Annotated in this window: 23 protein-coding genes and 1 pseudogene; 14 read left to right on the forward strand and 10 right to left on the reverse strand. The window is 63.5% G+C overall.

The window, feature by feature from the left end:
* Nucleotides 1–112 precede the first annotated feature (112 nt).
* Nucleotides 113–1,333, forward strand: coding sequence for a citrate transporter (locus GC148_RS09215; protein ID WP_366063619.1), 1,221 nt, complete (start codon nt 113–115; stop codon nt 1,331–1,333).
* Between the two features lie 72 nt (nt 1,334–1,405).
* On the opposite strand, the gene GC148_RS09220 is transcribed toward GC148_RS09215, so the two are convergent.
* Together GC148_RS09220 and GC148_RS09225 are read right to left on the reverse strand one after the other, a co-directional pair.
* Nucleotides 1,406–2,032 carry an ABC transporter substrate-binding protein gene (locus GC148_RS09220; RefSeq protein ID WP_291070386.1) on the reverse strand — a complete coding sequence of 209 codons (627 nt, stop codon included), beginning with the start codon at nt 2,030–2,032 and terminating at the stop codon, nt 1,406–1,408.
* A 31-nt stretch (nt 2,033–2,063) separates the two neighbouring features.
* A complete protein-coding gene (locus GC148_RS09225; protein ID WP_291070387.1) occupies nt 2,064–2,819 on the reverse strand; it encodes a VacJ family lipoprotein in 756 nt (251 codons plus the stop codon).
* Between the two features lie 180 nt (nt 2,820–2,999).
* On the opposite strand from GC148_RS09225, the gene GC148_RS09230 reads away from it, so the two are divergent.
* The 6 genes from GC148_RS09230 to GC148_RS09255 are packed head-to-tail and all read left to right on the forward strand — an operon-like array spanning nt 3,000 to nt 9,386.
* Nucleotides 3,000–3,974, forward strand: coding sequence for a metalloregulator ArsR/SmtB family transcription factor (locus GC148_RS09230; RefSeq protein ID WP_291070388.1), 975 nt, complete (start codon nt 3,000–3,002; stop codon nt 3,972–3,974).
* Nucleotides 3,971–4,870: a methylenetetrahydrofolate reductase [NAD(P)H] gene (gene metF, locus GC148_RS09235; protein ID WP_291070389.1), complete on the forward strand. Its 900-nt coding sequence runs from the start codon at nt 3,971–3,973 to the stop codon at nt 4,868–4,870. Before GC148_RS09230 ends, metF begins: the two co-directional genes overlap by 4 nt.
* A 3-nt stretch (nt 4,871–4,873) precedes the next feature.
* Complete coding sequence (locus GC148_RS09240) at nt 4,874–5,941, forward strand: homocysteine S-methyltransferase family protein (RefSeq protein ID WP_291070390.1); 1,068 nt, start codon at nt 4,874–4,876, stop codon at nt 5,939–5,941.
* Nucleotides 5,938–6,366 carry a gamma-glutamylcyclotransferase gene (locus GC148_RS09245; RefSeq protein ID WP_291070391.1) on the forward strand — a complete coding sequence of 143 codons (429 nt, stop codon included), beginning with the start codon at nt 5,938–5,940 and terminating at the stop codon, nt 6,364–6,366. The genes GC148_RS09240 and GC148_RS09245 overlap by 4 nt, the downstream gene beginning before the upstream one ends.
* Nucleotides 6,363–9,002, forward strand: coding sequence for a methionine synthase (gene metH / locus GC148_RS09250; protein WP_291070392.1), 2,640 nt, complete (start codon nt 6,363–6,365; stop codon nt 9,000–9,002). Before GC148_RS09245 ends, metH begins: the two co-directional genes overlap by 4 nt.
* Nucleotides 9,003–9,005: 3 nt before the next feature.
* Nucleotides 9,006–9,386, forward strand: coding sequence for a VOC family protein (locus GC148_RS09255; RefSeq protein WP_291070393.1), 381 nt, complete (start codon nt 9,006–9,008; stop codon nt 9,384–9,386).
* Between the two features lie 17 nt (nt 9,387–9,403).
* Here GC148_RS09255 and GC148_RS15950 read toward each other — a convergent pair.
* Nucleotides 9,404–9,628 (reverse strand): annotated as a pseudogene (locus tag GC148_RS15950) (DUF5694 domain-containing protein); the annotation flags it as partial.
* A 9-nt stretch (nt 9,629–9,637) separates the two neighbouring features.
* A complete protein-coding gene (locus GC148_RS09260; RefSeq protein ID WP_291070394.1) occupies nt 9,638–10,141 on the reverse strand; it encodes a hypothetical protein in 504 nt (167 codons plus the stop codon).
* Between the two features lie 168 nt (nt 10,142–10,309).
* On the opposite strand from GC148_RS09260, the gene pyk reads away from it, so the two are divergent.
* Nucleotides 10,310–11,734 (forward strand): pyruvate kinase, encoded by a 1,425-nt coding sequence (gene pyk, locus GC148_RS09265; RefSeq protein ID WP_291070395.1) that lies wholly within the window; start codon nt 10,310–10,312, stop codon nt 11,732–11,734.
* Here the strand turns inward: pyk and GC148_RS09270 are convergent.
* Both GC148_RS09270 and GC148_RS09275 read right to left on the reverse strand, forming a co-directional pair.
* A complete protein-coding gene (locus GC148_RS09270; protein WP_291070396.1) occupies nt 11,721–12,248 on the reverse strand; it encodes a TIGR02281 family clan AA aspartic protease in 528 nt (175 codons plus the stop codon). The genes pyk and GC148_RS09270 overlap by 14 nt on opposite strands.
* Nucleotides 12,249–12,252: 4 nt before the next feature.
* Nucleotides 12,253–12,447 carry a DUF1289 domain-containing protein gene (locus tag GC148_RS09275; RefSeq protein WP_291070397.1) on the reverse strand — a complete coding sequence of 65 codons (195 nt, stop codon included), beginning with the start codon at nt 12,445–12,447 and terminating at the stop codon, nt 12,253–12,255.
* 134 nt (nt 12,448–12,581) lie between these two features.
* On the opposite strand from GC148_RS09275, the gene GC148_RS09280 reads away from it, so the two are divergent.
* The 3 genes from GC148_RS09280 to GC148_RS09290 all read left to right on the forward strand — a co-directional run bounded on the left by GC148_RS09280 (nt 12,582) and on the right by GC148_RS09290 (nt 16,074).
* On the forward strand, nt 12,582–13,583 hold the full coding sequence (locus GC148_RS09280; protein WP_291070398.1) for a nicotinate-nucleotide--dimethylbenzimidazole phosphoribosyltransferase: 1,002 nt from the start codon (nt 12,582–12,584) through the stop codon (nt 13,581–13,583).
* A gap of 116 nt (nt 13,584–13,699) precedes the next feature.
* Nucleotides 13,700–14,893 (forward strand): acyl-CoA dehydrogenase family protein, encoded by a 1,194-nt coding sequence (locus GC148_RS09285; RefSeq protein ID WP_291070399.1) that lies wholly within the window; start codon nt 13,700–13,702, stop codon nt 14,891–14,893.
* 26 nt (nt 14,894–14,919) lie between these two features.
* A complete protein-coding gene (locus tag GC148_RS09290) occupies nt 14,920–16,074 on the forward strand; it encodes an acyl-CoA dehydrogenase family protein (protein ID WP_291070400.1) in 1,155 nt (384 codons plus the stop codon).
* Nucleotides 16,075–16,129: 55 nt separating this feature from the next.
* Here the strand turns inward: GC148_RS09290 and GC148_RS09295 are convergent, their stop codons facing one another.
* From GC148_RS09295 to GC148_RS09310, 4 genes are all read right to left on the reverse strand, one after another.
* Nucleotides 16,130–17,386, reverse strand: a complete 1,257-nt coding sequence (locus GC148_RS09295; RefSeq protein ID WP_291070401.1) for a glycosyltransferase — start codon at nt 17,384–17,386, stop codon at nt 16,130–16,132.
* A gap of 61 nt (nt 17,387–17,447) precedes the next feature.
* Entirely contained in the window at nt 17,448–17,702 is a 255-nt protein-coding gene (locus tag GC148_RS09300) for a hypothetical protein (RefSeq protein ID WP_291070402.1), read from the reverse strand.
* A 70-nt stretch (nt 17,703–17,772) separates the two neighbouring features.
* Nucleotides 17,773–18,561, reverse strand: a complete 789-nt coding sequence (gene rlmJ / locus GC148_RS09305; RefSeq protein ID WP_291070403.1) for a 23S rRNA (adenine(2030)-N(6))-methyltransferase RlmJ — start codon at nt 18,559–18,561, stop codon at nt 17,773–17,775.
* Nucleotides 18,562–18,569: 8 nt separating this feature from the next.
* Nucleotides 18,570–20,312 (reverse strand): M28 family peptidase, encoded by a 1,743-nt coding sequence (locus GC148_RS09310; RefSeq protein WP_291070404.1) that lies wholly within the window; start codon nt 20,310–20,312, stop codon nt 18,570–18,572.
* Between the two features lie 222 nt (nt 20,313–20,534).
* Between GC148_RS09310 and GC148_RS09315 the strand changes: the two genes are divergently transcribed.
* The 3 genes from GC148_RS09315 (at nt 20,535) to GC148_RS09325 (ending at nt 23,237) form a co-directional block, all read left to right on the forward strand.
* Nucleotides 20,535–21,593 (forward strand): alpha/beta fold hydrolase, encoded by a 1,059-nt coding sequence (locus tag GC148_RS09315; protein ID WP_291070405.1) that lies wholly within the window; start codon nt 20,535–20,537, stop codon nt 21,591–21,593.
* Nucleotides 21,594–21,602: 9 nt separating this feature from the next.
* Nucleotides 21,603–22,502, forward strand: coding sequence for an alpha/beta fold hydrolase (locus GC148_RS09320; protein WP_291070406.1), 900 nt, complete (start codon nt 21,603–21,605; stop codon nt 22,500–22,502).
* A 111-nt stretch (nt 22,503–22,613) separates the two neighbouring features.
* A complete protein-coding gene (locus GC148_RS09325) occupies nt 22,614–23,237 on the forward strand; it encodes an ATP-dependent Clp protease proteolytic subunit (RefSeq protein WP_291070407.1) in 624 nt (207 codons plus the stop codon).
* The last annotated feature ends 1 nt before the right edge of the window (nt 23,238 follow it).

Below are 23,238 nucleotides of genomic sequence, written 5' to 3' on the forward strand. Positions count from 1 at the left end.
GGCGCACGCGCGCGCCGGCTGCAGAACTGTGCGCGCCTTGGTCTCGGGTCTCGGCGCTTTTGTGCTGGCGCTGCCAGCCATGGCAGAAGGGGCAGGCGGTCCGCTCGCCGGAATGTTGCCCGCCGCTATCGGTCCGGTGCCGGTCGATTTCATTCTCTTCGCGCTGACGCTTCTGGGCGTCGCGATCTTCCACCACCGGGTCTTCACGGTGGCGGTCACCGGCCTCGCAATCATCCTTGCCTGGAAATTCCTGGTCGTCGGCTTCAAGCACGGCGCCGGTCTCGCGGGTTTCTCGGCCCACATCTCGCATGAGTGGGTCGTAATCGCGAACCTCTTGCTGTTGCTGCTCGGCTTCGCGGTCCTGTCGCGGCATTTCGAAACCTCGAACGTGCCGGAAAAGATCCCGGCCATCCTGCCGGACAACTGGACGGGCGGCGTTGTGCTTCTGGCGCTGGTCTTCTTCCTGTCGAGCTTCCTCGACAATATTGCCGCCGCCATGATCGGCGGCATCGTCGCCAAGCACGTCTATCACGGCAAGGTCCATATCGGGTACATCGCCGCGCTCGTGGCGGCGTCCAATGCGGGTGGGGCCGGTTCGGTCGTGGGTGACACAACGACCACCATGATATGGATCGACGGCGTCAACCCGCTGGACGTGCTGCACGCCTATGTCGCGTCCTTCGTCGCGCTGGCGGTCATCTCGGTGCCGGCGTCGTTGTCGCAGCAGAAGTTCCACCCGATCCAGAAAGCGGCCACCGCAGGGATCACGGTGGACTGGGGCCGCGTGGCCGTGGTCGTCGTCATCCTGCTGACCGCCATCGGCTCGAACGTGGCCGCGAATCTCTACTTCCCGGAACTGCTCGATATGCTGCCGGTGATCGGCATCGGTGTCTGGGCGGCGATCATCGTCACTGCGCTGCTGCGCAAGCCGGACTGGACGATCATTGGGTCTTCTTTGAAGGGCACGTTGTTCCTGCTCTGCCTCGTGATGTCGGCTTCGCTGATGCCGGTCGAGAGCCTGCCGCCGGCCAGCTGGCCGACGACCATGGGTCTCGGCTTTGTCTCGGCCGTGTTCGACAATATCCCGCTCACGGCCCTCGCGCTGGCGCAGGGTGGCTATGACTGGGGCGTGCTCGCCTTCGCGGTCGGCTTCGGCGGTTCGATGATGTGGTTCGGCTCTTCGGCCGGTGTCGCCATCTCGAACATCTTTCCAGAGGCCAAGTCGGTCTGGAAATGGGTGACGCAGGGCTGGTTCGTAATCGCGGCCTATGTGCTCGCGTTCATGGCGCTGATCCTGATCCTGGGCTGGCACCCGCACGCGCCGCACCGCTAAGCCCGGCATGCCCAAAGAAAAGGCCCGCCTCGGACGATCCGGGGCGGGCCGATTTTTTTGAGGCGGCTGCGATCAGGTGCGGGTCTTGGACTTCAGTTCGGCTGTCATCGAGTCAATCTTCTTGATCAACGCGTCGGCCGAACCGTTCGACCGGTCCAGCAGGGCGATGAACTGGGCCCGCTGTTCGATGGCCAGCCAGATCAGGTTGCCGTCGAGGTTCAGCGCAACGTCGATGACCTGATAATCACCGTCTTTGCCTTGGACGCGCCAGCGGACATCCATGTCCTTGCCGTCTTGGCGTTTGATGACCGTGTTGACGATCGAGTCGGTTTCCGAACGGTCGACCGAATTCTTCACGACCACGGCTTCGCCGCGATAGGCGTCCAGCTGGTACTCGTACACGGCCAGTGCATAGGTGCGGAACGCTTTTCGGTACTTGGCAAGTTCAGCATCCGAGAACCGGCGGGCGTACTTGCCGATCACGAAGTTGGACACCGCATCGAGATCGGTGATGGTATCCATGTATTTGCTGAACGTCGCGGTGCGTTCGGCAGCCGAAAGCTTGGGATTGTTCAGTGACTGCAGCACTTCGCTGGCGTTCTTCTGGACATAGGCTTCGGTGCGGGCATCCGCGAACGCGGGCAGGCTCCCGGCCAGGATGACCGACGCTGCAAGTGTTGCTCGGATGAGTGTTTTCACGGGATTACTCCTCTTTCGGGGCGACCGTCGATTACTCTTCAAATTCGTCAAAATCCGGGAGGTCTTCATACTCGGTTGCATCATCAAGCTTGCCATTAGCAACCGCATTCTGACGCTGAGATGAATAAAGTCGGCGCATGGCGATGTAGGGTTCGGGCTGGGAATTCAAAGTGTCGATTTCGTCATCAAACAGAACGCGCGCATTGACGGCCGACAGCACGCCGAGTCCGGCCCGCACCGACATGTTGGTGTCTTCGTCATTGTCGATCTCTATGTAATTCAAGGGGTTGAAGGCCATGTCGACGCCGTCGCCCATGAGGTCCCGGGGCGAGCTTGGTCCGAGGATCGGCAGCACCAGAAAGGGGCCGCTTTCAAATCCCCAGACGCCGAGCGTCTGGCCGAAATCCTCGGTATGGCGCTCGATGCCGAAATGGTCGGCGGCGTCCCAAAGTCCGAGAACACCGATGGTCGTGTTGATTCCGAAGCGGGCGACCGTGGCGCCAGCGCGCGAGGGCTCGGCCTGCAGCACGTCGTTCGCCAGGATGACCGGGCTGTTCAAGTTGCGCAGGAAATTAGTCACGCCGGTGCGGGCAAACTCCGGCGTCACGGTCTTGTAAGCCGTTGCGGCGGGGCCGAGCGCGTATTTGTCGACGCCATTGTTGAACGCGAACATCTGCCGGTTGAACCCCTCGAAGGGGTCAGCCATGTCGCCCTTCTCGGGGGCGGGCGCCGTGGCGCAAGCTGTAAGGGCGAGCGAAACTAACGCAGCGCCGATAGGCATTTTCATGGGAGGACGTCCTGCATAGTCAGAAGAGTAAATGGATACCGGGCCTAAAAGGTTCAACGGCTAGGCATTTTTGGGGCGCTTGATCGTTACTTTTGCATCACACTGTTGAAAGTGTGTGACTGGGCGTGCGGCTGGAAGCCGGTTGCCAAAACATATAAATGGATGTTTATATGTTTCCGGATGACGCACCTTGATGACCTTCTCGAAAAGCTGAAAGCGGCGGGCGAGCCTACGCGGCTCCGCCTTTTGGCGCTGTTGCGCGGCAACGACCTGTCTGTAGGCGAGCTGGTTCAGGTGCTGGGACAGAGCCAGCCGCGCCTGTCACACCATCTCAAGAACCTGTCCGAAGCGGGGCTGGCAGAGCGGTTGCCGGAAGGGGCATTCGTGTTCTACCGCGCCGCCCGCACAGAGCCGGGACTGTCTTTTCTGGACCATCTGTTTTCGCAGATCAGCCATGACGCACCCGAATTTCAGGCCGACCGGGACAAGCTGCGCGAAGTGATCCAGGCGCGCGCCGAATCGGCAGCGGCCTATTTCTCCAGCATCGCAGAAACCTGGGACTCCTTGAGGGCGCTGCATTTCCCCAATGAGGCCATCGAGGACACGCTGCTGGAGCTGGCTGGGCCGGGGCCCTATCGGCGGATTGTCGACTTCGGCACCGGCACGGGACGCATGCTGATGCTGCTGTCCGGCCGTGCGAAGGAGGCCGAGGGTATCGATTTCAGCCACCGGATGCTGACCGTGGCCCGGGCAAACCTGGAACAGGCGGGCGTGAGCAACGGCCGGGTGCGCTTTGGCGATGTCACCGCGGCGCCGTTCGAGGATGCGTCGGCCGATCTCGTGATCGTGCATCAGGTGCTGCATTATCTGGACACGCCGGGCGACGCGATTGCCGAGGCCGCGCGTGTGCTGGTGCCGGGCGGCGCATTGCTGGTGATCGACTTTGCGCCGCACGATCTTGAATTCCTGCGCGCCGAACATGGCCACCGGCGCCTGGGCGTGCGCCATGACGCGCTGGCCGAATGGGCGCAGGCGGCCGGGCTGAAGCTCGACCCGCCACGTTCCTTCGATCCGCCGCAACAGGGCGCCCCGGGCCTGACCGTGAACATCTGGCGGGCCACCAAGCCCGCCGCTTCCAATGCGAGAGCTGCATGATCCGTTCCCAGACCAATCCTCACGACGCCGGCAAGGGCTTGCGCGTCTCGTTCGAGTTCTTTCCGCCGAAGACCGACGCGATGGCCGCGCGTCTGTGGGAAACCGTGGAGCGGCTGGAGCCGATGGCGCCGGACTTCGTGTCGGTGACCTATGGCGCGGGCGGCTCGACGCGCGAACGCACGCAGGCCATCGTCAAGCGCATGGCGGAGGAAACGATGCTGCGCCCGGCGGGGCACATCACCTGCGTTGCGGCAACGAAGGACGAGATCGACCAGGTGCTGCGCGACTATTGGGCGGCGGGCGTGAAGCGGATCGTGGCGCTGCGGGGCGACCCGACCGACGGGATCGGCACGCGTTATGTCCCGCATCCGGGCGGCTACGCCTATGCCAGCGACCTGATTGCGGGTGCACGGAAGATTGCCGATTTTGACATTTCGGTGGGCTGCTATCCGGAAGTGCATCCGGATGCGCCATCGCTGAAAGCCGAGGTGGAGAACCTGAAACGCAAGTTTGATGCCGGCGCCACGCGCGCGATCTCGCAGTTCTTCTTCTACCCCGACGTATTCTTCAAGTTCGTCGACGCGGCGCGCGCAGCCGGCATCACGCAGCCGATCATTCCCGGGATCATGCTGCAGTCGAACTTTAACGGCCTGAAGCGGATGGCGGATCTTTGCGGCACCGCCATTCCGGCGCGCATCGCGGAGATGTATGACGGGCTGGAAGATGATCCGGAGACGCGCGATCTCGTGACCGCGCATGTGGCCGCAGAGCTGTGCAACCGGCTGGCGGAGCAGGGCGTGAACCACTTCCATTTCTACACCATGAACCGGGCGGGTCTGTCGCTGTCGACATGCCGTCTGCTCGGCCTGAAACCCCAATCCGCAAAGGCGGCGTGACCGATGACCAGACAAGATCGTATTGTCGCCCTGAAGGCCGCTGCGAAGGAACGTATCCTCATTCTGGATGGCTCCTGGGGCGTGATGATCCAGCGCCGGGGGCTGGCGGAGGAAGATTTCCGGGGCGAACGCTTCGCGGGTCATGTGGGTCAGATGAAGGGCAACAACGACATCCTCTGCCTGACGCGGCCGGATATCGTGACCGATCTGCACAATGCCTATTACGGTGCGGGTGCGGACATTTCGGAGACGAATACGTTTTCAGCGACGACCATCGCGCAGGAAGACTACAAGCTCGATGCGGTCGCCGTGCGCGACATCAACCTTGCGGGCGCGCGCCTTGGCCGCGCGGCGGCGGATGCCTGGACCGCAAAGGAGCCGCACAAACCACGCTTCGTGGCTGGCTCCATCGGTCCGCTCAACAAGATGCTGTCGATGTCGGCGGATGTAAACGATCCGGGCGCGCGTTCGGTGACCTTTGACGACGTGTACGAAGCCTATCGCCAGCAGATCGTCGCGCTGAACGAAGGCGGAGTTGACCTCTACCTGATCGAGACGATCACCGACACGCTGAACTGCAAGGCCTGCATCAAGGCGATCGTGGATCTTGAGGCTGAGGGGCTTGAGAAGCTGCCGATCTGGATTTCCGGCACCATTACCGACCGGTCCGGCCGGACCCTCTCGGGCCAGACGGTGGAGGCGTTCTGGAATTCAGTGCGTCATGCCAAGCCGTTCGCCATCGGTTTCAACTGCGCGCTGGGCGCGGACCTGATGCGGCCGCACATCGCCGACATGGCGCGCGTGGCGGACACGCTGGTGGCGGCCTATCCGAATGCGGGCCTGCCGAACGAGATGGGTCAGTATGACGAGCGGCCGGACCAGACGGCGAACTCGGTAGGCGCCTGGGCGAAGGACGGCATCGTCAACATTCTCGGCGGCTGCTGCGGCACGACGCCGGAGCATATCGCTGCCATCGCGAAGGCGGTTGAAGGCGTCAAGCCCCGCTTGGCGGCGCCGACGAAGCATACGATGCGGCTGGCGGGGCTGGAGCCGTTCGAGGTGGCGTCGTGACGAAGCCGCCGGCGACCGAAGGCGACCTCTTCGTCTTCTATGGCCTGCTCAAACGAGGCGCCGCGGGGCAGCCGGCGGACTTGCCGTTGGCGGAGGCAGGCGCGTTCGGCGCACCCTGCTGGTTCCGTGGACGAATGGTGGACCTGGGCGGCTTTCCGGGTGTGGTGGCGGGCGATGAGCTTTGCCACGGCATCCGCTGGCGCCTAAGCGATGCGGGGATCGTGCCCGCGATGGATGAATTCGAAGACGTGACAGACGACCCGGCAACGTCGCTATACCTGCGCGTGCAGGTGGCGCTGTGCGATGAAGCGGGCGCAGAGACGGGCGAGACCGCCTGGATCTATTGGTATAATCAGGATGTCAGCGCCTGTCCCGCCGTGCCCGGCGGGAACTGGCCGCTGGATGCAGGAAGAATTCGCAAATGACGAAGAGCGCATCGCAGAACTTCATCAATATCGGTGAACGGACGAACGTGACCGGCTCGGCCGTGTTCCGGAAGATGATCACCGATGGGCGGTATGCCGACGCGGTGGAAGTGGCGCGCCATCAGGTCGAAAATGGCGCGCAGGTGATCGACGTCAACATGGACGAGGGTATGCTCGACGGCGTCGTCGCGATGCGTACCTTCCTGAACCTGATCGCGGCGGAGCCGGATATCGCACGCGTGCCGGTGATGATCGACTCGTCCAAGTGGGAGGTGATTGAGGCGGGCCTGAAATGCGTGCAGGGCAAGGCCATCGTCAACTCGATCTCCATGAAGGAAGGCGAGGCGAAATTCCGGGAGCAGGCGCGGGCCTGCATGGCCTATGGTGCGGCCGTGGTCGTGATGGCGTTCGACGAGGTGGGGCAGGCGGACACCAAGGCCCGCAAGGTCGAGATCTGTCAGCGCGCCTTCCGTATCCTGACGGAAGAGGTGGGGTTCCCCGCTGAAGACATCATCTTCGACCCGAACATCTTTGCGGTGGCGACCGGCATCGAAGAGCACAACAATTACGCGCTCGATTTCATCGAGGCGGCGCGGGAAATCCGCGCGACTTGCCCCGGCTGCCATATCTCCGGCGGGCTTTCGAACGTCTCGTTCAGCTTCCGGGGCAATGAGCCGGTGCGCCGGGCGATGCACTCGGTGTTTCTCTATCATGCCATCCCGGCGGGCATGGACATGGGCATCGTCAATGCCGGCCAGCTTGATATCTATGACGACATTGAGCCTGAGCTGCGCGCGCGTGTCGAGGATGTGATCCTCAATCGCCGCGCGGATGCGACCGAGCGGCTGATCGAGATTGCCGAGGGCCTGAAGGGCCAGAAGGGCAAGAGCGCGGAAAAGGACCTGAAATGGCGCGATGCGCCGGTGGCGAAACGCCTTGAATACGCGCTGGTGCACGGTATCACCGAATTCATCGATCAGGATACGGAAGAGGCGCGCCTGTCGGTCGAGCGCCCGCTGCACGTGATCGAAGGACCGCTGATGGATGGCATGAACGTCGTCGGCGACCTGTTCGGATCCGGCAAGATGTTCCTGCCGCAGGTGGTGAAGTCGGCGCGCGTGATGAAGCAGGCGGTCGCCTGGCTCGAACCCTTCATGGAAGAGGAGAAGCAGCGTCTCGGCACGGTGGACGTCTCCAATGGCAAGGTGCTGATGGCGACCGTAAAAGGCGACGTGCACGACATCGGCAAGAATATCGTTGGCGTGGTGCTGGCCTGTAACGGCTATGACATCATTGACCTTGGCGTGATGGTGCCGGCCGAAAAGATTCTTGAAACGGCCATTAATGAGAAGGTCGACATCATCGGCCTGTCCGGTCTGATCACGCCGAGCCTCGACGAGATGGTGTTTGTCGCCAGCGAGATGCAGCGGCGCGGGATGACGCAGCCTCTTCTGATCGGCGGGGCAACGACGAGCCCGGCGCATACGGCTGTGAAGATCGATCCAGTCATCCGTTCGGCGCCGGTGATCCATGTGGTGGATGCCAGCCGCGCCGTGGGTGTCGTCTCGGCGCTCCTGAACGACGAGGACCGACCGGCCCTGGTCGCACAGACGCGCGCACGCTACGAACGCATGCGTGAAGCGCGCAAGGATGGTCCGCCGAAGCCCCGGTTGTCGCTGGCGGACGCGCGCAAGGCCGCCTTCCGGCCCGACTGGGCGAACTACACCGCGCCGAAACCGGCCTTCACGGGTACGCGCACATTCGAGGGCATCGATCTGGCCACGCTGGCCCGGTACATCGACTGGACGCCTTACTTCTCTGCCTGGGACCTTGCCGGCCACTATCCGGAAATCCTGGAAGATGCGGTGGTCGGCGAGGCAGCGCGGGGCCTATGGCGCGATACCGAAGCAATGATGCAACGGCTGATCGGCGAAAGCTGGTTCAATCCCAAAGCCGTGGTTGGCTTCTGGGGCGCGAAGGCGGTGGGCGACGATATCCGTCTCAGCACCGGCGACACGTTCCATACGCTCCGCCAGCAGATGAAGAAGGACAATGGTCGCGCCAACTATGCGCTTTCAGACTTCATTGCGCCTGAGGGCGAGGACTGGATCGGCGGCTTCTGCGTGACCGCCGGCCCGGAAGCCGACCGGATTGCCGAGACGTTCAAAGCCAAAGGCGACGACTATTCCTCGATCATGGTCAAGGCGCTGGCTGACCGGTTTGCCGAGGCGATGGCGGAATACATGCACGAGCGCGTGCGCAAGGAATTGTGGGGCTATGCGCCAGATGAAGCGCTGACGCGCGAGGAGCTGATTGCCGAGAAGTATCGCGGCATCCGGCCCGCGCCCGGCTATCCGTCGCAACCGGAACATTCCGAGAAGGCGACCCTGTTCCGCCTGCTGGATGCCGAACGGCAGATCGGTGTGGAGCTTACCTCAAGCTTTGCGATGAACCCGGCACCGTCCGTGTCCGGAATGTATTTCGCAAACCCTGCGGCGATTTATTTTGCGCTCGGCCGTATCGAGCGCGACCAGGTGGAGGATTATGCCCGCCGCAAGGGCTGGGACGTGAAGACGGCCGAGCGCTGGCTGGCGCCGGTGCTGAATTTCGATCCGTTCGTTCTGGTCGAGGCCTAAACGTTGCGCCTGCGGACCGTGACGTTCGTGGTGCCGGATTATAAGGCCGGTCTTGCGTTCTTTGTGGGCAAGCTCGGGTTCGATCTGGTCGAAGACACGTTGCTCGGAGGCGGCAAGCGCTGGGTGGTTGTGGCGCCGAAGGGCGCAGAAACGCGGTTGCTGCTGGCGGTGGCCGATGGTGACGCTCAGCGCGCCGCCATCGGAAACCAGACAGGCGGCCGCGTCGCCTTCTTTCTGGAGACGGACGATTTTGACCGCGATCATGCCGCGTTCGCCGGGCGTGGCGTGACCTTCATGGAAGCGCCGCGCCGGGAAGAATATGGAACCGTCGCCGTGTTCCGCGACGATTTCGGGAATCTGTGGGACCTTATCCAGATCGTTTGATCTTCGAGATAGTCCGCCGGCTCAACGCGCGAGAAGCCCGGCGTGCTTTCGGTGAAGTGGCGCAGCCAATAGGCATGGTCGGAGCCGTCGAGCACGATCACGCGGTTGCCGGGCTTGGTCGTTGCGGCGATCTTGCTGAAGGTGAGGGCATTGCGCGCGAACCAGCCGTCATTGAGCAGCGCGCAGGGCTCGCTCGTCGCATCGGCGAGTTTGAGCGGGCCATAATAGAAGGCGTTGTGCATCGCCGTGATCTACGTTGGATCCTTCTGGCGTGCGAGCAGCTGCGAGATGGTCTCGGCCTTCCGGGCCTCCGAGAATTTGGTCGCCTCGGCTTGCACCTTGTCGAAGGGGAAGAAATCAATCTCGCCTTCGCGCGTATCAGCGCCGTTGACCCGCTCGATGCCCAGCTCATGCGCCTGCCGGTAGGCGATCGGGGCGACCTCGTTACTGTTCGAAAGCAAATCGTCGGGCGCGAAATCCATGTAGCCGGCGTCAAGAAAGTCCGGTCGTTTGTTTTCAGCTTCCACCATGATGGCGGTGAGCTGGAAGACAGCCAGACGACGCACAAGCGCTTCGAGTTCGGCCCGGCGGACAGGCGTGAGCACGTCGTCGGCTTCTGCGTTGACGAGATCTGCGCCGGGGTTGGCGAAGTGCCACGACCCGAGCACCAGCACTTGCCGGGATGCGGCGTCGGTTTCTGCTTGCGGGGCCATGCGTTCGGCAATGGTCGAACAGGCTACGGGCAGGGTCAGCAAGGCCAGCGCGGCGAGTTTCAGTTTCTTGGTACGACTCCGGATTACCCGTTCAGATGCAGCGGCAAGCTACGGCGGATGCAAAGGCGGCAAAGAAATGTGAGCCTAGCGAGCCCGCCCCGAGTCGCTATAAGCCGACGTCGTGACAGCCTTGTCATGACGGAGTTCCAGATGCCCAAATCGCCCCTGCGTGCCGAGAATGCCAAGATCGTCGCGACCCTTGGGCCGCGCAGCCGGTCGCTGAAGGAGATCCGAGCGCTGGCCGAGGCGGGCGCCGATGTGTTCCGTCTGAACTTCTCCCATGGCAGCCATGAGGATCACCGGCAGACGCTGGAGACCGTGCGCAAGGTTGAGGCGCTGGTCGGACGGCCGCTCGCGGCGTTGGCAGACCTTCAGGGTCCGAAGGTGCGCGTCGGCAGTTTTCCGGGCGGGGAGATGAAGGTGGCCTGGCGGTCGGAATATCCGCTGGTGGCGGCCGAGACGACCGGCGCGCCCGATACGATTCCGGTGCCGCACAAGGCGATCCTCGACCAGCTGGCCGAAGGCGACACGATCCTTGTGGATGATGGTAAGCTGATTTTCACGGTGACCCAGGCTGGCAAGACGCCAACCGTGCGCGCCGATGTGCCGGGCAAGATTTCAGACAAGAAGGGTTTTACCGTGCGCGGCAAGGCGCTGCCGGTGAAGGCGCTGACCGACAAGGACAAGGCGGACCTGGAATTTGCCTTGTCGATCGGTGTCGACCTTGTAGCGCTGTCCTTCGTTCAATCGGTGGCCGACATCGCGATGACCAAGGCGATCATCAATGGCCGCGCGCCGCTGATCGCGAAGCTGGAGAAGCCTGCGGCGTTGGGTGAGCTGCGCGAGATCATCCAGGCTTCCGATGGCGTGATGGTCGCGCGGGGCGACCTCGGCGTGGAATACCCGCCGGAAGAAGTGCCGGTGATCCAGCGGCGCATCATCCGCGCGGCGCGGGCCGCAGGCCGGCCGGTGATTGTTGCGACGCAGATGCTGGAATCCATGATCGAGAATTCGGCGCCGACCCGGGCGGAAGCCTCGGACGTTGCCACGGCGATCTATCAGGGGGCCGACGCCGTGATGCTGTCGGCCGAGACCGCCGTTGGTCGCCATCCGGCGACGGCGGTGGCGATCATGTCACGGATCATCCGCGCGACCGAGAATGCCGAGGACTATCGCAGTTCGATGACGCAGTTCGACGGCGATGAGCTGGCGCAGACAGCGATTGATGTGGTTGCGCAGACGTCTCTGGGCATGGCCGCTGCTGAAGGCGCCTCGGCATTGGCGCTGCGAACGGGGGCGTTCGAGCGGCTCGCGCGGTTCTCCCGGGTGCGCGGGGCAACGCCGATCCTCTATGGATCCATCGAGGATGCACGGGTGCGTCAGGCGTGCCTTCTTTGGGGCGTGCATCCGCACAAGCTCGATGCGGGAGTCGAGAACTGGTACCGCGCGCTGATGAAGGCGGCGGGCCTGGAGGGCCGCGTCGCCTATGCGCGCTGGGCGGGGGACGAGTCGCGCTTTGCCTGGGAGATCGGAGTCGGCAAGGGCCTCGATGGCAAACCGATCACTGGCGTATGATCATCTGCCCCTGACGGACTTCGTAGGAATTCAGTTCGCCGAGGAAGGTCATGCCGAGTAGGGATTGTTCTAGGCCGCTGGTCAGGATCACCGCATCGACATTCTCGATCTTTACCCGGCCGATCCGGATGCTCTCGAGCGTGACGGGAGCGCCATAGGTGATGCCGCCGGCGGTTCGGATTTCGGAATCGAATTCGAGTTCCTCGGGTTTCAGGCCAAGGCGCTGGGCGTCGAAGTAGGTCAGCGCGACGATGCTGGCGCCGGTATCGACCATGAACTTAATCTGCGTTCCGCCGACATCGGCGCGGGTCCAGAAATGGCCGTCATTTTCCTTGTCGATGAAAGCGGCGCGGGACCCGGGCAGGGCCGTCGGTTCCGGTGTGGCGGCGGCGACCATGGCGACCGGTTCGGGCTCGGCGGCGTCTTCCTTGAACTTCGGGGCAATGCCGAAAGCGATGACCATCGCGGCGGCGACAGCGGTGAACATGACGAAGAACAGGTTGCGCAAGGCCATCGTGTCAGCGTTTTCCCATCGATTCTAGGCGCGCGATCCGTTCGGGCAGCAGCGCAGTGACCTGTTCGCGGGCCTCGGCGCCCATTTTTACCCATCCGCCGATCTCCGGCAGGGTCCGGCCACAGCCGAGGCAAAGCCCGGTTTTTCCGTCAACGGCGCAAACCTTGATACAGGGGCTCTTTATAGGTTCGACGGGCATGTTTATAGCAAATACTGAATGGGGACTCTCTGCAAGTATTGCATGAACGCCGTAATAAAACCTTGCCGGACAGAGCCCGGAATTTTTGTTAATCTAAACGCTGCGCTCGTATTTGGCGCAGGGAGTAATGTGTATTGAGCGATCCTGCGGCCCAGAAGTCTCCCCTGTCGGATGTCCGCGACCTGATTCTCAAGCCGGTCGAACCCGACACGGCGTCCGGCAATAAGGTCCGCGACGCACTGCTCGGCATGGGCCGGGAGGGCGATTTCGGTCGCCTGGGCGAGGCGGCCGAATGGCTGGCCAGATGGCAGCGCCGGTTCCCGCCACGCATCGAGAAGCCGACCCTGGCCATCTTCGCCGGTTCGCACGGGATCGTGGATGCAGGTGTGTCGCTGTCGAGCAATTCAGATACCCGCGCCCACATCGATGCGCTGCGCGAAGGCAAGGCCCCGTTGTCGGCGATCGCGACCCAGGCCGGTGCCACCGTGCGCGTATTCGAGCTGGCGCTGGACCGGCCGACGCCCAGCATCGCGCAGGAACCGGCCATGACCGAGCGCGAGTGCGCGGCAACCATCGCCTATGGCTTTGAAGCGGTCGAGGACCAGCCCGACCTGCTCGCAATTGCCGTTTCAGGCGCCGGCGTCGGGACGGCGGCGGCGGCTGTAGCCTGTGCGCTTTACGGCGGATCGCCGGACTATTGGGTGCGCCCGAGCGCCCAGACGCCGGCGAGCCTGTCGACCAAGCGGAGCCAACTGGTCAACGACGCCCTGCGTCTGCACCGGGGCCATTTGTCCGATCCTCTGGAAGCGCTGCGCTGTCTCGGCGGGCGCGAGCTCGCCGCCTGTGTCGGAGCGATCATCGCAGCGCGCCATCAGAGCATCCCGGTGGTACTCGACGGGTTCGCGACCACCATCGCGGCCGGTGTGGTGCACGCTGTGTCTCCTTCGGCAGTCAGCCATTGCCTCGCCTCTCACATCACCCAGCGCCCGGCGCACGAAGCGGCGTTGGAGCGGGTCGGACTTGCGCCGCTGCTCCAACTGCAATTCCAGACCGGCGGCGGCCTCGGCTCGGCGTCGGCCATCGGCGTGCTGAAGACCGCGTGCGCGCCTTTTATTGCCAAGCCCGCAGACGCCTGACGTCAGGTTCACTGCGGCATTCTTTACGTTTACGTGCACGTCACCTTGCCAGCGTACACTTTTGACTGACATAGAGGTGCCAATAAGCACCCAGAGGTATCGGAGGAATATCGGCCATGAATCTCGACTTCACGCCTGAAGAGATCGCCTTTCGCGATGAAGTGCGCGCGTTTATCCGCGACAATTATCCGAAGGAACTGGCGGGGGTCGGCACCCGCGAAGATCTGACGCGCGAGCAGTTCCTCGCCTGGCACAAGATCCTCGGCAAGAAGGGCTGGTCGGCTCCGGCCTGGCCGAAGAAATACGGCGGCACCGGCTGGACCTCCACCCAGCGCTATATCTGGTCTGAAGAGAATGCGCGCATGGACACGATCATGCCGCTGCCGTTCTCGGTTTCGATGGTCGGCCCGGTGATTTACACCTTCGGCAGCGAAGAGCAGAAGGCGAAACACCTGCCGGGTATCCTGTCGGGTGAAGTGTGGTGGTGCCAAGGCTATTCCGAGCCGGGCGCCGGCTCGGACCTTGCGAGCGTGAAGACTACAGCCGTCCGCGACGGCGACCATTACGTGATCAACGGCCAGAAGACATGGACGACGCTGGCCCAGCACGCCGACTGGGGCTTCTTCCTCTGCCGCACCGACCCGTCGGCCAAGCAGCAGGAAGGCATCAGCTTTATACTCGTCGACATGAAGACGCCGGGCATCGAAGTGCGCCCGATCAAGCTGATCGACGGCACGCATGAAGTGAACGAGACTTGGCTGACGGACGTGCGCGTTCCGGTCGAGAACCTCGTCGGCAAGGAAAACGAAGGCTGGACCTATGCGAAATTCCTGCTCGCGCACGAGCGCTCGGGCATCGCCGGCGTGGCGCGTTCCAAGCGCGGTATCGAGCGTCTGCGCGACATCGCGTCGTCGGAAACCATCGACGGAACACCGCTGATCACCAACGGTGATTTCGCCCGCAAGATCAGCCAGCTGGAAATCGACCTGACCGCCCTCGAATTCACCGAGCTTCGCACGCTGGCTTCGGAAGCGGCCGGCAAGGGCCCGGGTCCGGAAAGCTCGATCCTGAAGGTGAAGGGCACCGAGATCCAGCAGCGCCTGACCGAGCTGACGCTCGAAGCGGTCGGCAATTACGGCGCGCCCTATGCCCGCGGCATGGACGGCCACGGCATCAACGATTTCGGTGTCGGTCCGGACTATTCTAACTATGCGGCCGATACGTATTTCAACATGCGCAAGACGTCGATCTACGGTGGATCCAACGAGATTCAGCGCAACATCATCACGAAAATGATCCTCGGCCTTTAAGGCGCTGGGACTGGGAGGTTTAGACCATGGATTTCAATTTCACCGAAGAACAGACGATGATCCGCGACAGCCTCGCCCGGCTGATCAAGGACCAGTATGATTTCGACACCCGCCGCAAGGTCGTCGCCTCGAAAGAGGGTTGGCGTCCGGCGATGTGGGCGCAGTTTGCGGAACTCGGTCTGCTGGCCGCACCGTTCAGTGAAGAAGACGGCGGCCTCGGCGGCGGCCCGATCGACGCGATGGTCGTGATGGAAGAATTCGGCAAAGGCCTTGTGGTCGAGCCCTATCTCCAGTCCGTTGTTTGCGGCGGCGGTTTCCTGAAGCGCGGTTCGGATGCCCAGAAGGCAGAGCACCTCGCCCCGATGATCGCCGGTGAGCGCGTGTTCGCGTTCGCTTACGCCGAGCCGAAGGGCCGCTTCAACCTGGCGGACCTTGAAACGACGGCCACGAAAGACGGCAGCGGCTGGAAGATTTCCGGCCACAAGGCCGTCGTCGTCGGTGCGCCGTGGGCAAGCCACCTCATTGTCACGGCACGGACGGCCGGTGGCCGCCGCGACACCAAGGGCATCGGTGTGTTCATTGTTGCCAAGGATGCCAAAGGCGTCACCACGCGCGACTATCCGACCGTGGATGGCCGCCGCGCTTCGGAAGTGCACTTCGACAACGTGTCGGTGGGCGCAGAGGCCGTGATCGGCGATGCCGGCAACGGCCTGCCGCTGATCGAAACGGTCACCGATGAGGCCATCGCCGCGCTCTGCGCCGAGGCGTGCGGCGCAATGAAGGTCGCCCAGACGATGACGGTCGAGTATTCGCGCACGCGCAAGCAGTTCGGTACGCCGATCGGTAAGTTCCAGGTGCTGCAGCACAAGATGGTCGACATGTTCATGGAAGCCGAACAGTCGGTTTCGATGACCTACATGGCAACGCTGAAGCTGGGCGAAGACGAAGTCACCCGGAAGAAAGCTGCGTCAGCTGCGAAGGTGCGCATCGGTCAGGCCGGCCGTTTCGTCGGCCAGAACGCGATCCAGATCCATGGCGGCATGGGCATGACAGACGAGCTGGCCATCGGCCACTACTTCAAGCGCCTGACAATCATCGATTCGGAATTCGGCAACGTCGATCACCACCTGAAGCGGTACACGGATCTTTCCGCCGCCGACGTTGCGGTCGCTGCCGAGTAAGGCTGGCCGAACGCCAAGACATCAAGCGGGGCTGGAGCAATCCGGCCCCGTTTTTTCATGCCTTGGCGCCGAGGGCGTTCTGGATCAATGCGATTGCGGAGGCGTGTGAAAGCCGGTCGCGTGCGTGGGCCCGCGAGGCGTCCGAGAGAGTTTTGCGCCGCTCGGTATCGGCCGCGAGGTTCAGGATTTCTGCTTCCAGCGCCTTGGGACCGTCAGCGGTGACCACGAGATCATCGAGTACATCCCCGAAACCCTCCAGCGCGAGCGGATAGGCGACGGTCGGCATGCCGAGCAGAAGGTATTCGGCGACCTTGATGCTGACGCCGGTGGCAAAGCGGGTCGGGGCGATGCCGATGGCGTTTGCGCCGCCGATGCTTTCGAGCGACTCGACCCGGCCGAGCACCTTGACGCCCGGAAGGGCAGCCCGCTCCGGCGTCAGCGTCTTTCCAATCGAGCCGGCAATCCAGAAATCGAGCGAGGGCGCCTTTGCGCGTACGCCGGGCCAGACATCGTCGAGGAAGTGGTTCAGCGCCTCGGTATTGCCGCCGTGCACCGTGCCGATAAACACCACGCGCGGTGCGCCGGTATCTTCCGTGGCCTGATAGTCCGGTGCATCGGGCGGCACCCAGGCCATCTGTGTGCCCGGCAGGTGACGCTGCACCTTGGCCAGCTCGTTCGCCGAGGCGAAGAAGATCAGGTTGCAGCTCGACAGCCAGTCGATCTCCGTCTGAAGCGAGGTCTCGTCGAAGTCGATGACCTGGCCGCCGGCGCGGAAACGGTCCGCGCGGTCCGACAACAGGTCATGCATCAGGCAGGCGTGCAGGGTGCGCCGCTTCAGCTTTTTCAGGGCAGGGCCCATGGAGCTGTACTCGGCCAGCGTGATAGCGGCGGGATCCGCGTCGCAGACACGCGCCACGATACTTGCTTCCCTGGGGCTGATCTCCTTGCCGAGATAGCTGGGGATAATCAGCTTGCCGCCAAGGCGCATATACGCCTCCTTGGCGAGGCGAACGGCGAAGCGCGTCCAGATGCGCGGCGAAGTGGACCAGTAGCGGCCGGCGATCTTTACCGAGCCCGGCCAGACGATGGCTGAGGCAAAACCCGCGAGGCGCGGGTGCACGCTGGCCCAGGGGCGGTTGCCGAAGGACTGCCAGGGCGCGAACACGATGCGGATGTCCAGTCCCGCGCGCTTCACCATCCGCAGGAAGGTTTCGAGATAGGCGCCATTGCCGGTCGCCATGTTGTCGAGCTGGCGCTGGACGAGGATGTCCATCACGGGGCGCGGGGCGGCGGAGGGCTGTTTATCGGACATGAGGCAACGTTCGGGCTGGGGAGCGCCCGTCAATGCAAGTCCGTGGCCAGAAGGGCAAGCGTCAGGGGCGAAGATGCGCGGCTTCACTCGCGCGCGGCGCGAAATGCACGGAGCCGGTAAAGCAGGTGCTCAGGCAGGACAGGGCGCCCAGCGCGTCCTGATAAGCCGCATCGATCTCGGACAGGCCGGTATTTGCGGGGATATTGCTGCGGAGGAACTGCAGGGCCTGGCGTATTTCCTCAAGATGGAACGCAGCCGAAACCGGCCTGCCTTCGAGGCGCTCCCAGTCGCTGTCGGGACCTATAATACAATCCATGTTAGAAAAATATCATAAATCTATTTTAAGTAAATGTCATGTTCCCCGAATTTTGTGAATTCCGGGACGCTCAGCTATTCCGCGCCCAGAGTGCTTCGAGGTCCTGCGCCATCTTTTCGGACGTGCGGGCGATGGCGTCCGGAACGCGGAATCCGACGATCGCGGTGCCCTCCAGCGAACTCGTCTCGGTGGACGCAACCGGCCAGCGCGAGCCGGAGATCAGGTTTGCACCAAGCTCGGCCAGCAGCTCACCGAACTCGGCCTCGCGCCCGTCCCGGAAGAGGGGCAGCCAGAGCAGGATCATGCCGGTGGGCCAGCGTTTGAGCGCTTTGGGCGTCCACAGGGCGAGGGCTTCGATGTCACGCCGCGTCTCGTAACTCGGATCGGAGAAGACGACGATCTGCTCATGCCCGCGCGGGGCAAGCTTGAGTGCGCCGGCATAGCCGTCCGCTTCCCGGATCAGCACGCGCGGGTCGGCGCCGACCGCGGCGGTCAGCGCCTTGAATTCGGCGGGGTGGCGTTCGAACAGGATCGCGCGCGCCGAGGCCGGCAGGCGGGCCAGCGCCAGGGCGGGGGAGCCGGGATAGTCCGTCTCGCCCCGTGCGCGGACGAGATCCAGCCAGTCGCCGAAGCCGGCGGGCACCTCGCCTTTCAGGAGGGCAAGGATGCCGGCGTCGGCCTCGCCGCCCTTGCGGGCCTGCGCGCCGGTCAGGTCATATCGTCCGCGTCCGGAATGTGTTTCCACATACAGTACCGGGCGCGGGCCTTTGGCGAGGGCACGGAGCACGAGGTCGAGCACGGCGTGCTTGAGCACGTCGGCGCGGTTGCCTGCGTGAAACCCGTGCTGATAGGACAGCATCTAACGGCCTATTGACCGGCGAGGCTGGCCTTGCGGGCCGCTTCGAACTCGTTGCCCTCATACCAGGTGGGCCAGTCCGAGGAGTCCGCAATCGCATGACCCACCTGGAACAGCGTGTCGATGTCCTCCTCGAAGCCCGAGAGGTCCCAGCTGTCGGAATACTCGTCCATCGGTTTGTGGTAACGTTCGGCGGTGTAGGCCGCTGCGGCGGCCTTGCCGGCGGCGATTCCGCCCTCGACTTTGTCCTGCCCGCCATCGGCATACAGCATCGGCACGCCTTTCTTGGCGAAGGAGATGTGGTCTGAGCGGTAGAAATAGCCGGCCTCTGGCAGCTGGTCCGGCTTGATCTCGCGGCCTTGTGCGGTCAGCACATCCTTCAGCCGGTCTTCGAGCTGGGAAGCGCCGAAGCCGACGACGATCATGTCCTTCGTCTTTCCCATCGGCAGGGCGCCGTCCATGTTGATGCCGGCAATGATCTTGTTGAGCGGCACGGTCGGGTGTTCTGCGTAATAGGCCGAGCCCAGCAGGCCCGATTCTTCCAGCGTCACCGACACGAAGATATTCGAGCGCGCAGTCGGCGCCGCCTTGGTGGCTTCCGCGATTTCGAGGAGGCCCGCAACGCCGGTCGCGTTGTCGACAGCGCCATTGAAGATGTCGTCCTCGTAGAAATCCTGGCCTTCCTTGCCGGCCTTTTCGCCGGTCTTTTTGCCGAGATGGTCCCAGTGTGCCGTGTACAGAACATATTCGTCCGGCGTGGCCGTACCAGGCAGGATACCGATGACGTTGCGGCTGGAGAGCGGCTCAATGGTCTGTTTGATCGTGCCGCGCATCTTCATGCCTTCGAGCGGAACCGACACGAAGCCGCGCGTCTTGGCAGCCGTCTTCATGACTTCCAGATCAAGGCCGGCCTTGGCGAACATTTCCGCCGCCATGTCGCGCGTGATCCAGCCTTCGAGCTGGGCGCGGCTTTCGCCGCCATCGGTGCGCACGAGGTCGGACTGTGCGCCGGTCCATGAGCCGGAAACAACCTCCCATCCGTATGCGGCGGGAGCCGTCTCATGGATGATGATCGCCGCGGCTGCGCCCTGGCGGGCGGCTTCCTCATACTTGTAGGTCCAGCGGCCGTAATAGGTCATCGCCCGGCCGTTGAAGAGGTCCGGATCATTGGTCGCAAAGCCAGGATCGTTGACGAGGATCAGGACCGTTTTGCCTTTGACGTCGAGGCCGGCATAGTCGTCCCAGCCATATTCCGGCGCGGTAATGCCATAGCCGACGAATACAACGTCTGAAGGGCCGAAGCTCACCTGCTGCGCATTCTGGTGCTTGGTCCAGTAAACGGTCTGATCCTTGAAGCTGAGCGACAGGTCTTCACCGTCCGGCCAAGTGACAATCAGGTCCGACGTGGCCGGATCGACAGTCTGGTTCACCATTTTCACTTCCTGGAAGAAGGTGCCGTTGTCGCCGCCCGGTTCGAGCCCGATGCGGGCCATCTCGGCGGCAATCCAGGCGGCCGCGCCTTCGCCGACCGGCGTGCCGGGGCCGCGGCCTTCGAAGGCGTCGTCAGCCAGCGTCTTGATGCGCAGGGCAAGGTCGGCCTCGGTGATTTCGGGCGAGGTCGCCTCGGGAAGAGGCAGCAGCAGCGCTTCAGCGGCGGGCGCAGCGGCTTCGGGTGCGGGCGTGGCCGCATCGGGGGCGCAGGCGGTCAGCGAAAGGGCTGCGACAGCGCCGAGAAGTGAGAGACGAAAGATCATGACAGGTATCCCGGCCAGAGTTTTGGATGGGGCGGGTCTGGCACGACCGGGCGGGGGCATCAAGCGCGAGAACGGCCCTTTGCCCGTGCAAATCGCCTTGCAGGCTCTGTGTTTGCACTCTTGTCACTGTCCGTTCAGACGCAATTTCTATAATTGCCAGGATAGTGGGCCAACCGGCCTGACAAGGGATTCGCCATGAAGACGGCAATGAGACGGAACTGGATGCAACGACTGCGCGCAGGCATTGTCGCGGTGGCGGGCGCGTTCATGGCCTTGACCCTGCCGGCCTGCGCCCATCCGGTGACGGTCGGGGCCTTGCAGTCTGCCGGTTCGGTGACGGCGCAATTCCTGCCGGATCAGAACGCCTTCATTGCCGCCGATGGCGCCCGGCTGGGCCTGTCGGTCTGGCCGGCGCAGGGCACGGACGACCCCGACTATGTCGTGGTCGGCGTGCACGGTATGAGCGACTATGCCGGCGCATTCCACATGGCGGCGCCCTATTGGGCCAAGCATGGCGTGACCACCTATGCCTACGACCAGCGCGGCTTCGGCCGTTCGCCCAACAAGGGCTACTGGCCGGACGAAGAGCTGATGCGCCAGGATCTGCGCACCGCCGTTGATGTGGCGCGCCAGCGCCACCCGGATGCGGTGATCACGGTTGTGGGTGTGTCGATGGGGGCTTCCGTGGCGCTCACGGCCTTCGGGTCCGACGATCCGCCGAAAGCTGACCGGCTGATCCTTTCGGGCCCCGGCCTTCGCGGCTGGGGCGCGATCAATCCGCTCTACCGCGTCAGCCTCTATGCCTCGGCCCATACGAACCCTGGCTGGATCGTCGTGCCGCCAGCGGGCCTGATCAAGATCGAACCCTCCGACAACAATGCGATGCTGCGCCGGACCTGGTCTGACCCGAACATGACCTATGAAAACCGCATCGATGCCGTCTATGGCCTCGTTACACTGATGGAACACGCGCACTGGGCGGCGGCACGTTTGCCCCGGACCCTGCCGATCCTCGCCTCGTATGGCGCCAAGGACATCGTCGTGCCGGAGAATGGCGTCGAGCGGACCGCGAAACTGCTGCCGCCGAATGTGCGCACGGTCTATTATCCCAACGGGTATCACATGCTGCTGCGCGACCTTCAGGCCGAGAAGGTCCATGCCGACTATCTCGCCTTCATGAAGGACCCGGGCGCACCTCTGCCGAGCGGCGAGGTCGAGTGGCCGTTCCGTCATCCGTGCACCCAGATGGCGGCCGTTCCAGCGCCTGCGACAGCGTGCTGAAAGGCGCAGATGGCCGCCTTCCTCTTCCTTGAAGATGAAGGTGCGATGCTGGCGCATGATGGCGCGCGGCTTGGCCTCAGCGTTTGGAAACCGGACAACGGCCCGCCGGCCGAGCATGTGATCGTCGGCATCCATGGCATGAACAATTACGCGGGCGAATTCCGTCTTGCAGCGCCCGCATGGGCGAGGGCGGGCATTCCGGTCTACGCCTATGACCAGCGCGGGTTCGGCCGGTCGGTCCATCGGGGTCATTGGGCGGGCGGCGACCTGATGCGGGAAGACCTGCGCACTGCAGTCGCCCTGGCGCGGGCCCGCCATCCCGGCGCCACGCTGACCGTCGTGGCCATCTCGATGGGCGCGGCGGTGGCGATCACCGCATTTGCATCGCAGACGCCGCCACAGGCCGACCGGCTGATCCTGTCGGGGCCGGGCCTGCGTGGCTGGGGCGCGCTCAATCCGGTCTTTGCGTCGACGCTCTGGCTGGGAGCCAGACTGGCGCCTGGACTGATTGTCAAACCGCCAAGGCTCGCCAAACCGAAAATGACGGACAATGACGCCTTCGTCGCGGTGCAGGACGCCGATCCGCTGCATGCACAGCAAAACCGCATCGACCAGCTGGCGGGCGCTGTGTCCCTGATGGAGCGCGCGCACGAGCAGGTCGCCCGTTTGCCGGCATCAGTGCCCGTGCTCGCAGCCTACGGCGCGCGCGACGAAGTGGTGCCTGAGCCCGGGCCCAGGCGCACCGCGCCGCGCATGCCGCCGCATGTCCGCACCGTGTATTATCCTGAGGGCTATCACGTGCTGTTGAGCGACCTGCAGCGCGGCAAGGTGATCGCCGATTATGCGGCTTTTCTGCGTGATCCGGTCGGCCCTTTGCCCAGCGGCGCCGGGGAATGGCCGTTCCGCTAGGCCTATCCACAGCTGCCTGCCTCTTGCAGCGGTGCCTGCGTGGACAAATATAGGGGCATCTGCCAATCATTGGCTTTGCTGATTCAGCCCTGTTTTTCGAAGGCTTACTTGATGTCCAATATCCAAGAGACCGCGCTCAACCTTGTCCCGATGGTCGTCGAACAGACGAGCCGCGGAGAGCGGGCATTCGACATCTTTTCGCGCCTTTTGAAAGAGCGGATCATTTTCGTCACCGGCGGCATCGACGATGGCGTCGCTGCGCTGACGACGGCGCAGCTCCTGTTCCTCGAATCCGAAAACCCGAAGCGCGAAATCGCCATGTATATCAACAGCCCCGGCGGTTACGTCTCGTCGGGCCTCGCGATCTACGACACCATGCAATACGTGCGCTGCCCCATCTCGACCGTGTGCATCGGCCAGGCGGCCTCGATGGGCTCCCTGCTGCTTGCCGCTGGGGAAAACGGAATGCGGATCGCGCTGCCGAATGCCCGCGTGATGCTGCACCAGCCGTCGGGCGGCTATTCAGGCGTTGCGACCGATATCGAGCGTCACGCCGAAGAGATTATCGAAATGAAGCGCCGTCTTAACGAAATTTACGTGCGCCATACGGGTCAGCCCTACGAAGTCATTGAGCGCACTTTGGATCGCGATACGTTCCAAACGGCCCAACAGGCCATGGAATTTGGCATTGTGGACAAGGTTTACGAGCGCCGGGCCGCCGAAGACGAGAAATAGG

The sequence above is a fragment of the Hyphomonas sp. genome, assembly GCF_016125515.1.
Lineage (GTDB): Bacteria > Pseudomonadota > Alphaproteobacteria > Caulobacterales > Hyphomonadaceae > Hyphomonas.

Excerpts from the sequence above, each read along its gene's own strand:
- GC148_RS09325 (WP_291070407.1), top strand. The coding sequence starts at position 22,614 with ATGTCCAATATCCAAGAGACCGCGCTCAACCTTGTCCCGATGGTCGTC.
- GC148_RS09275 (WP_291070397.1), bottom strand. The coding sequence starts at position 12,447 with ATGCCCGTCGAACCTATAAAGAGCCCCTGTATCAAGGTTTGCGCCGTT.
- GC148_RS09215 (WP_366063619.1), top strand. The coding sequence starts at position 113 with ATGTTGCCCGCCGCTATCGGTCCGGTGCCGGTCGATTTCATTCTCTTC.
- metF (WP_291070389.1), top strand. The coding sequence starts at position 3,971 with ATGATCCGTTCCCAGACCAATCCTCACGACGCCGGCAAGGGCTTGCGC.
- GC148_RS09285 (WP_291070399.1), top strand. The coding sequence starts at position 13,700 with ATGAATCTCGACTTCACGCCTGAAGAGATCGCCTTTCGCGATGAAGTG.
- GC148_RS09295 (WP_291070401.1), bottom strand. The coding sequence starts at position 17,386 with ATGTCCGATAAACAGCCCTCCGCCGCCCCGCGCCCCGTGATGGACATC.
- GC148_RS09225 (WP_291070387.1), bottom strand. The coding sequence starts at position 2,819 with ATGAAAATGCCTATCGGCGCTGCGTTAGTTTCGCTCGCCCTTACAGCT.
- GC148_RS09300 (WP_291070402.1), bottom strand. The coding sequence starts at position 17,702 with ATGGATTGTATTATAGGTCCCGACAGCGACTGGGAGCGCCTCGAAGGC.
- GC148_RS09310 (WP_291070404.1), bottom strand. The coding sequence starts at position 20,312 with ATGATCTTTCGTCTCTCACTTCTCGGCGCTGTCGCAGCCCTTTCGCTG.
- GC148_RS09240 (WP_291070390.1), top strand. The coding sequence starts at position 4,874 with ATGACCAGACAAGATCGTATTGTCGCCCTGAAGGCCGCTGCGAAGGAA.
- GC148_RS09320 (WP_291070406.1), top strand. The coding sequence starts at position 21,603 with ATGGCCGCCTTCCTCTTCCTTGAAGATGAAGGTGCGATGCTGGCGCAT.
- GC148_RS09290 (WP_291070400.1), top strand. The coding sequence starts at position 14,920 with ATGGATTTCAATTTCACCGAAGAACAGACGATGATCCGCGACAGCCTC.
- GC148_RS09230 (WP_291070388.1), top strand. The coding sequence starts at position 3,000 with ATGACGCACCTTGATGACCTTCTCGAAAAGCTGAAAGCGGCGGGCGAG.
- GC148_RS09270 (WP_291070396.1), bottom strand. The coding sequence starts at position 12,248 with ATGGCCTTGCGCAACCTGTTCTTCGTCATGTTCACCGCTGTCGCCGCC.
- GC148_RS09315 (WP_291070405.1), top strand. The coding sequence starts at position 20,535 with ATGCAACGACTGCGCGCAGGCATTGTCGCGGTGGCGGGCGCGTTCATG.
- pyk (WP_291070395.1), top strand. The coding sequence starts at position 10,310 with ATGCCCAAATCGCCCCTGCGTGCCGAGAATGCCAAGATCGTCGCGACC.
- rlmJ (WP_291070403.1), bottom strand. The coding sequence starts at position 18,561 with ATGCTGTCCTATCAGCACGGGTTTCACGCAGGCAACCGCGCCGACGTG.
- metH (WP_291070392.1), top strand. The coding sequence starts at position 6,363 with ATGACGAAGAGCGCATCGCAGAACTTCATCAATATCGGTGAACGGACG.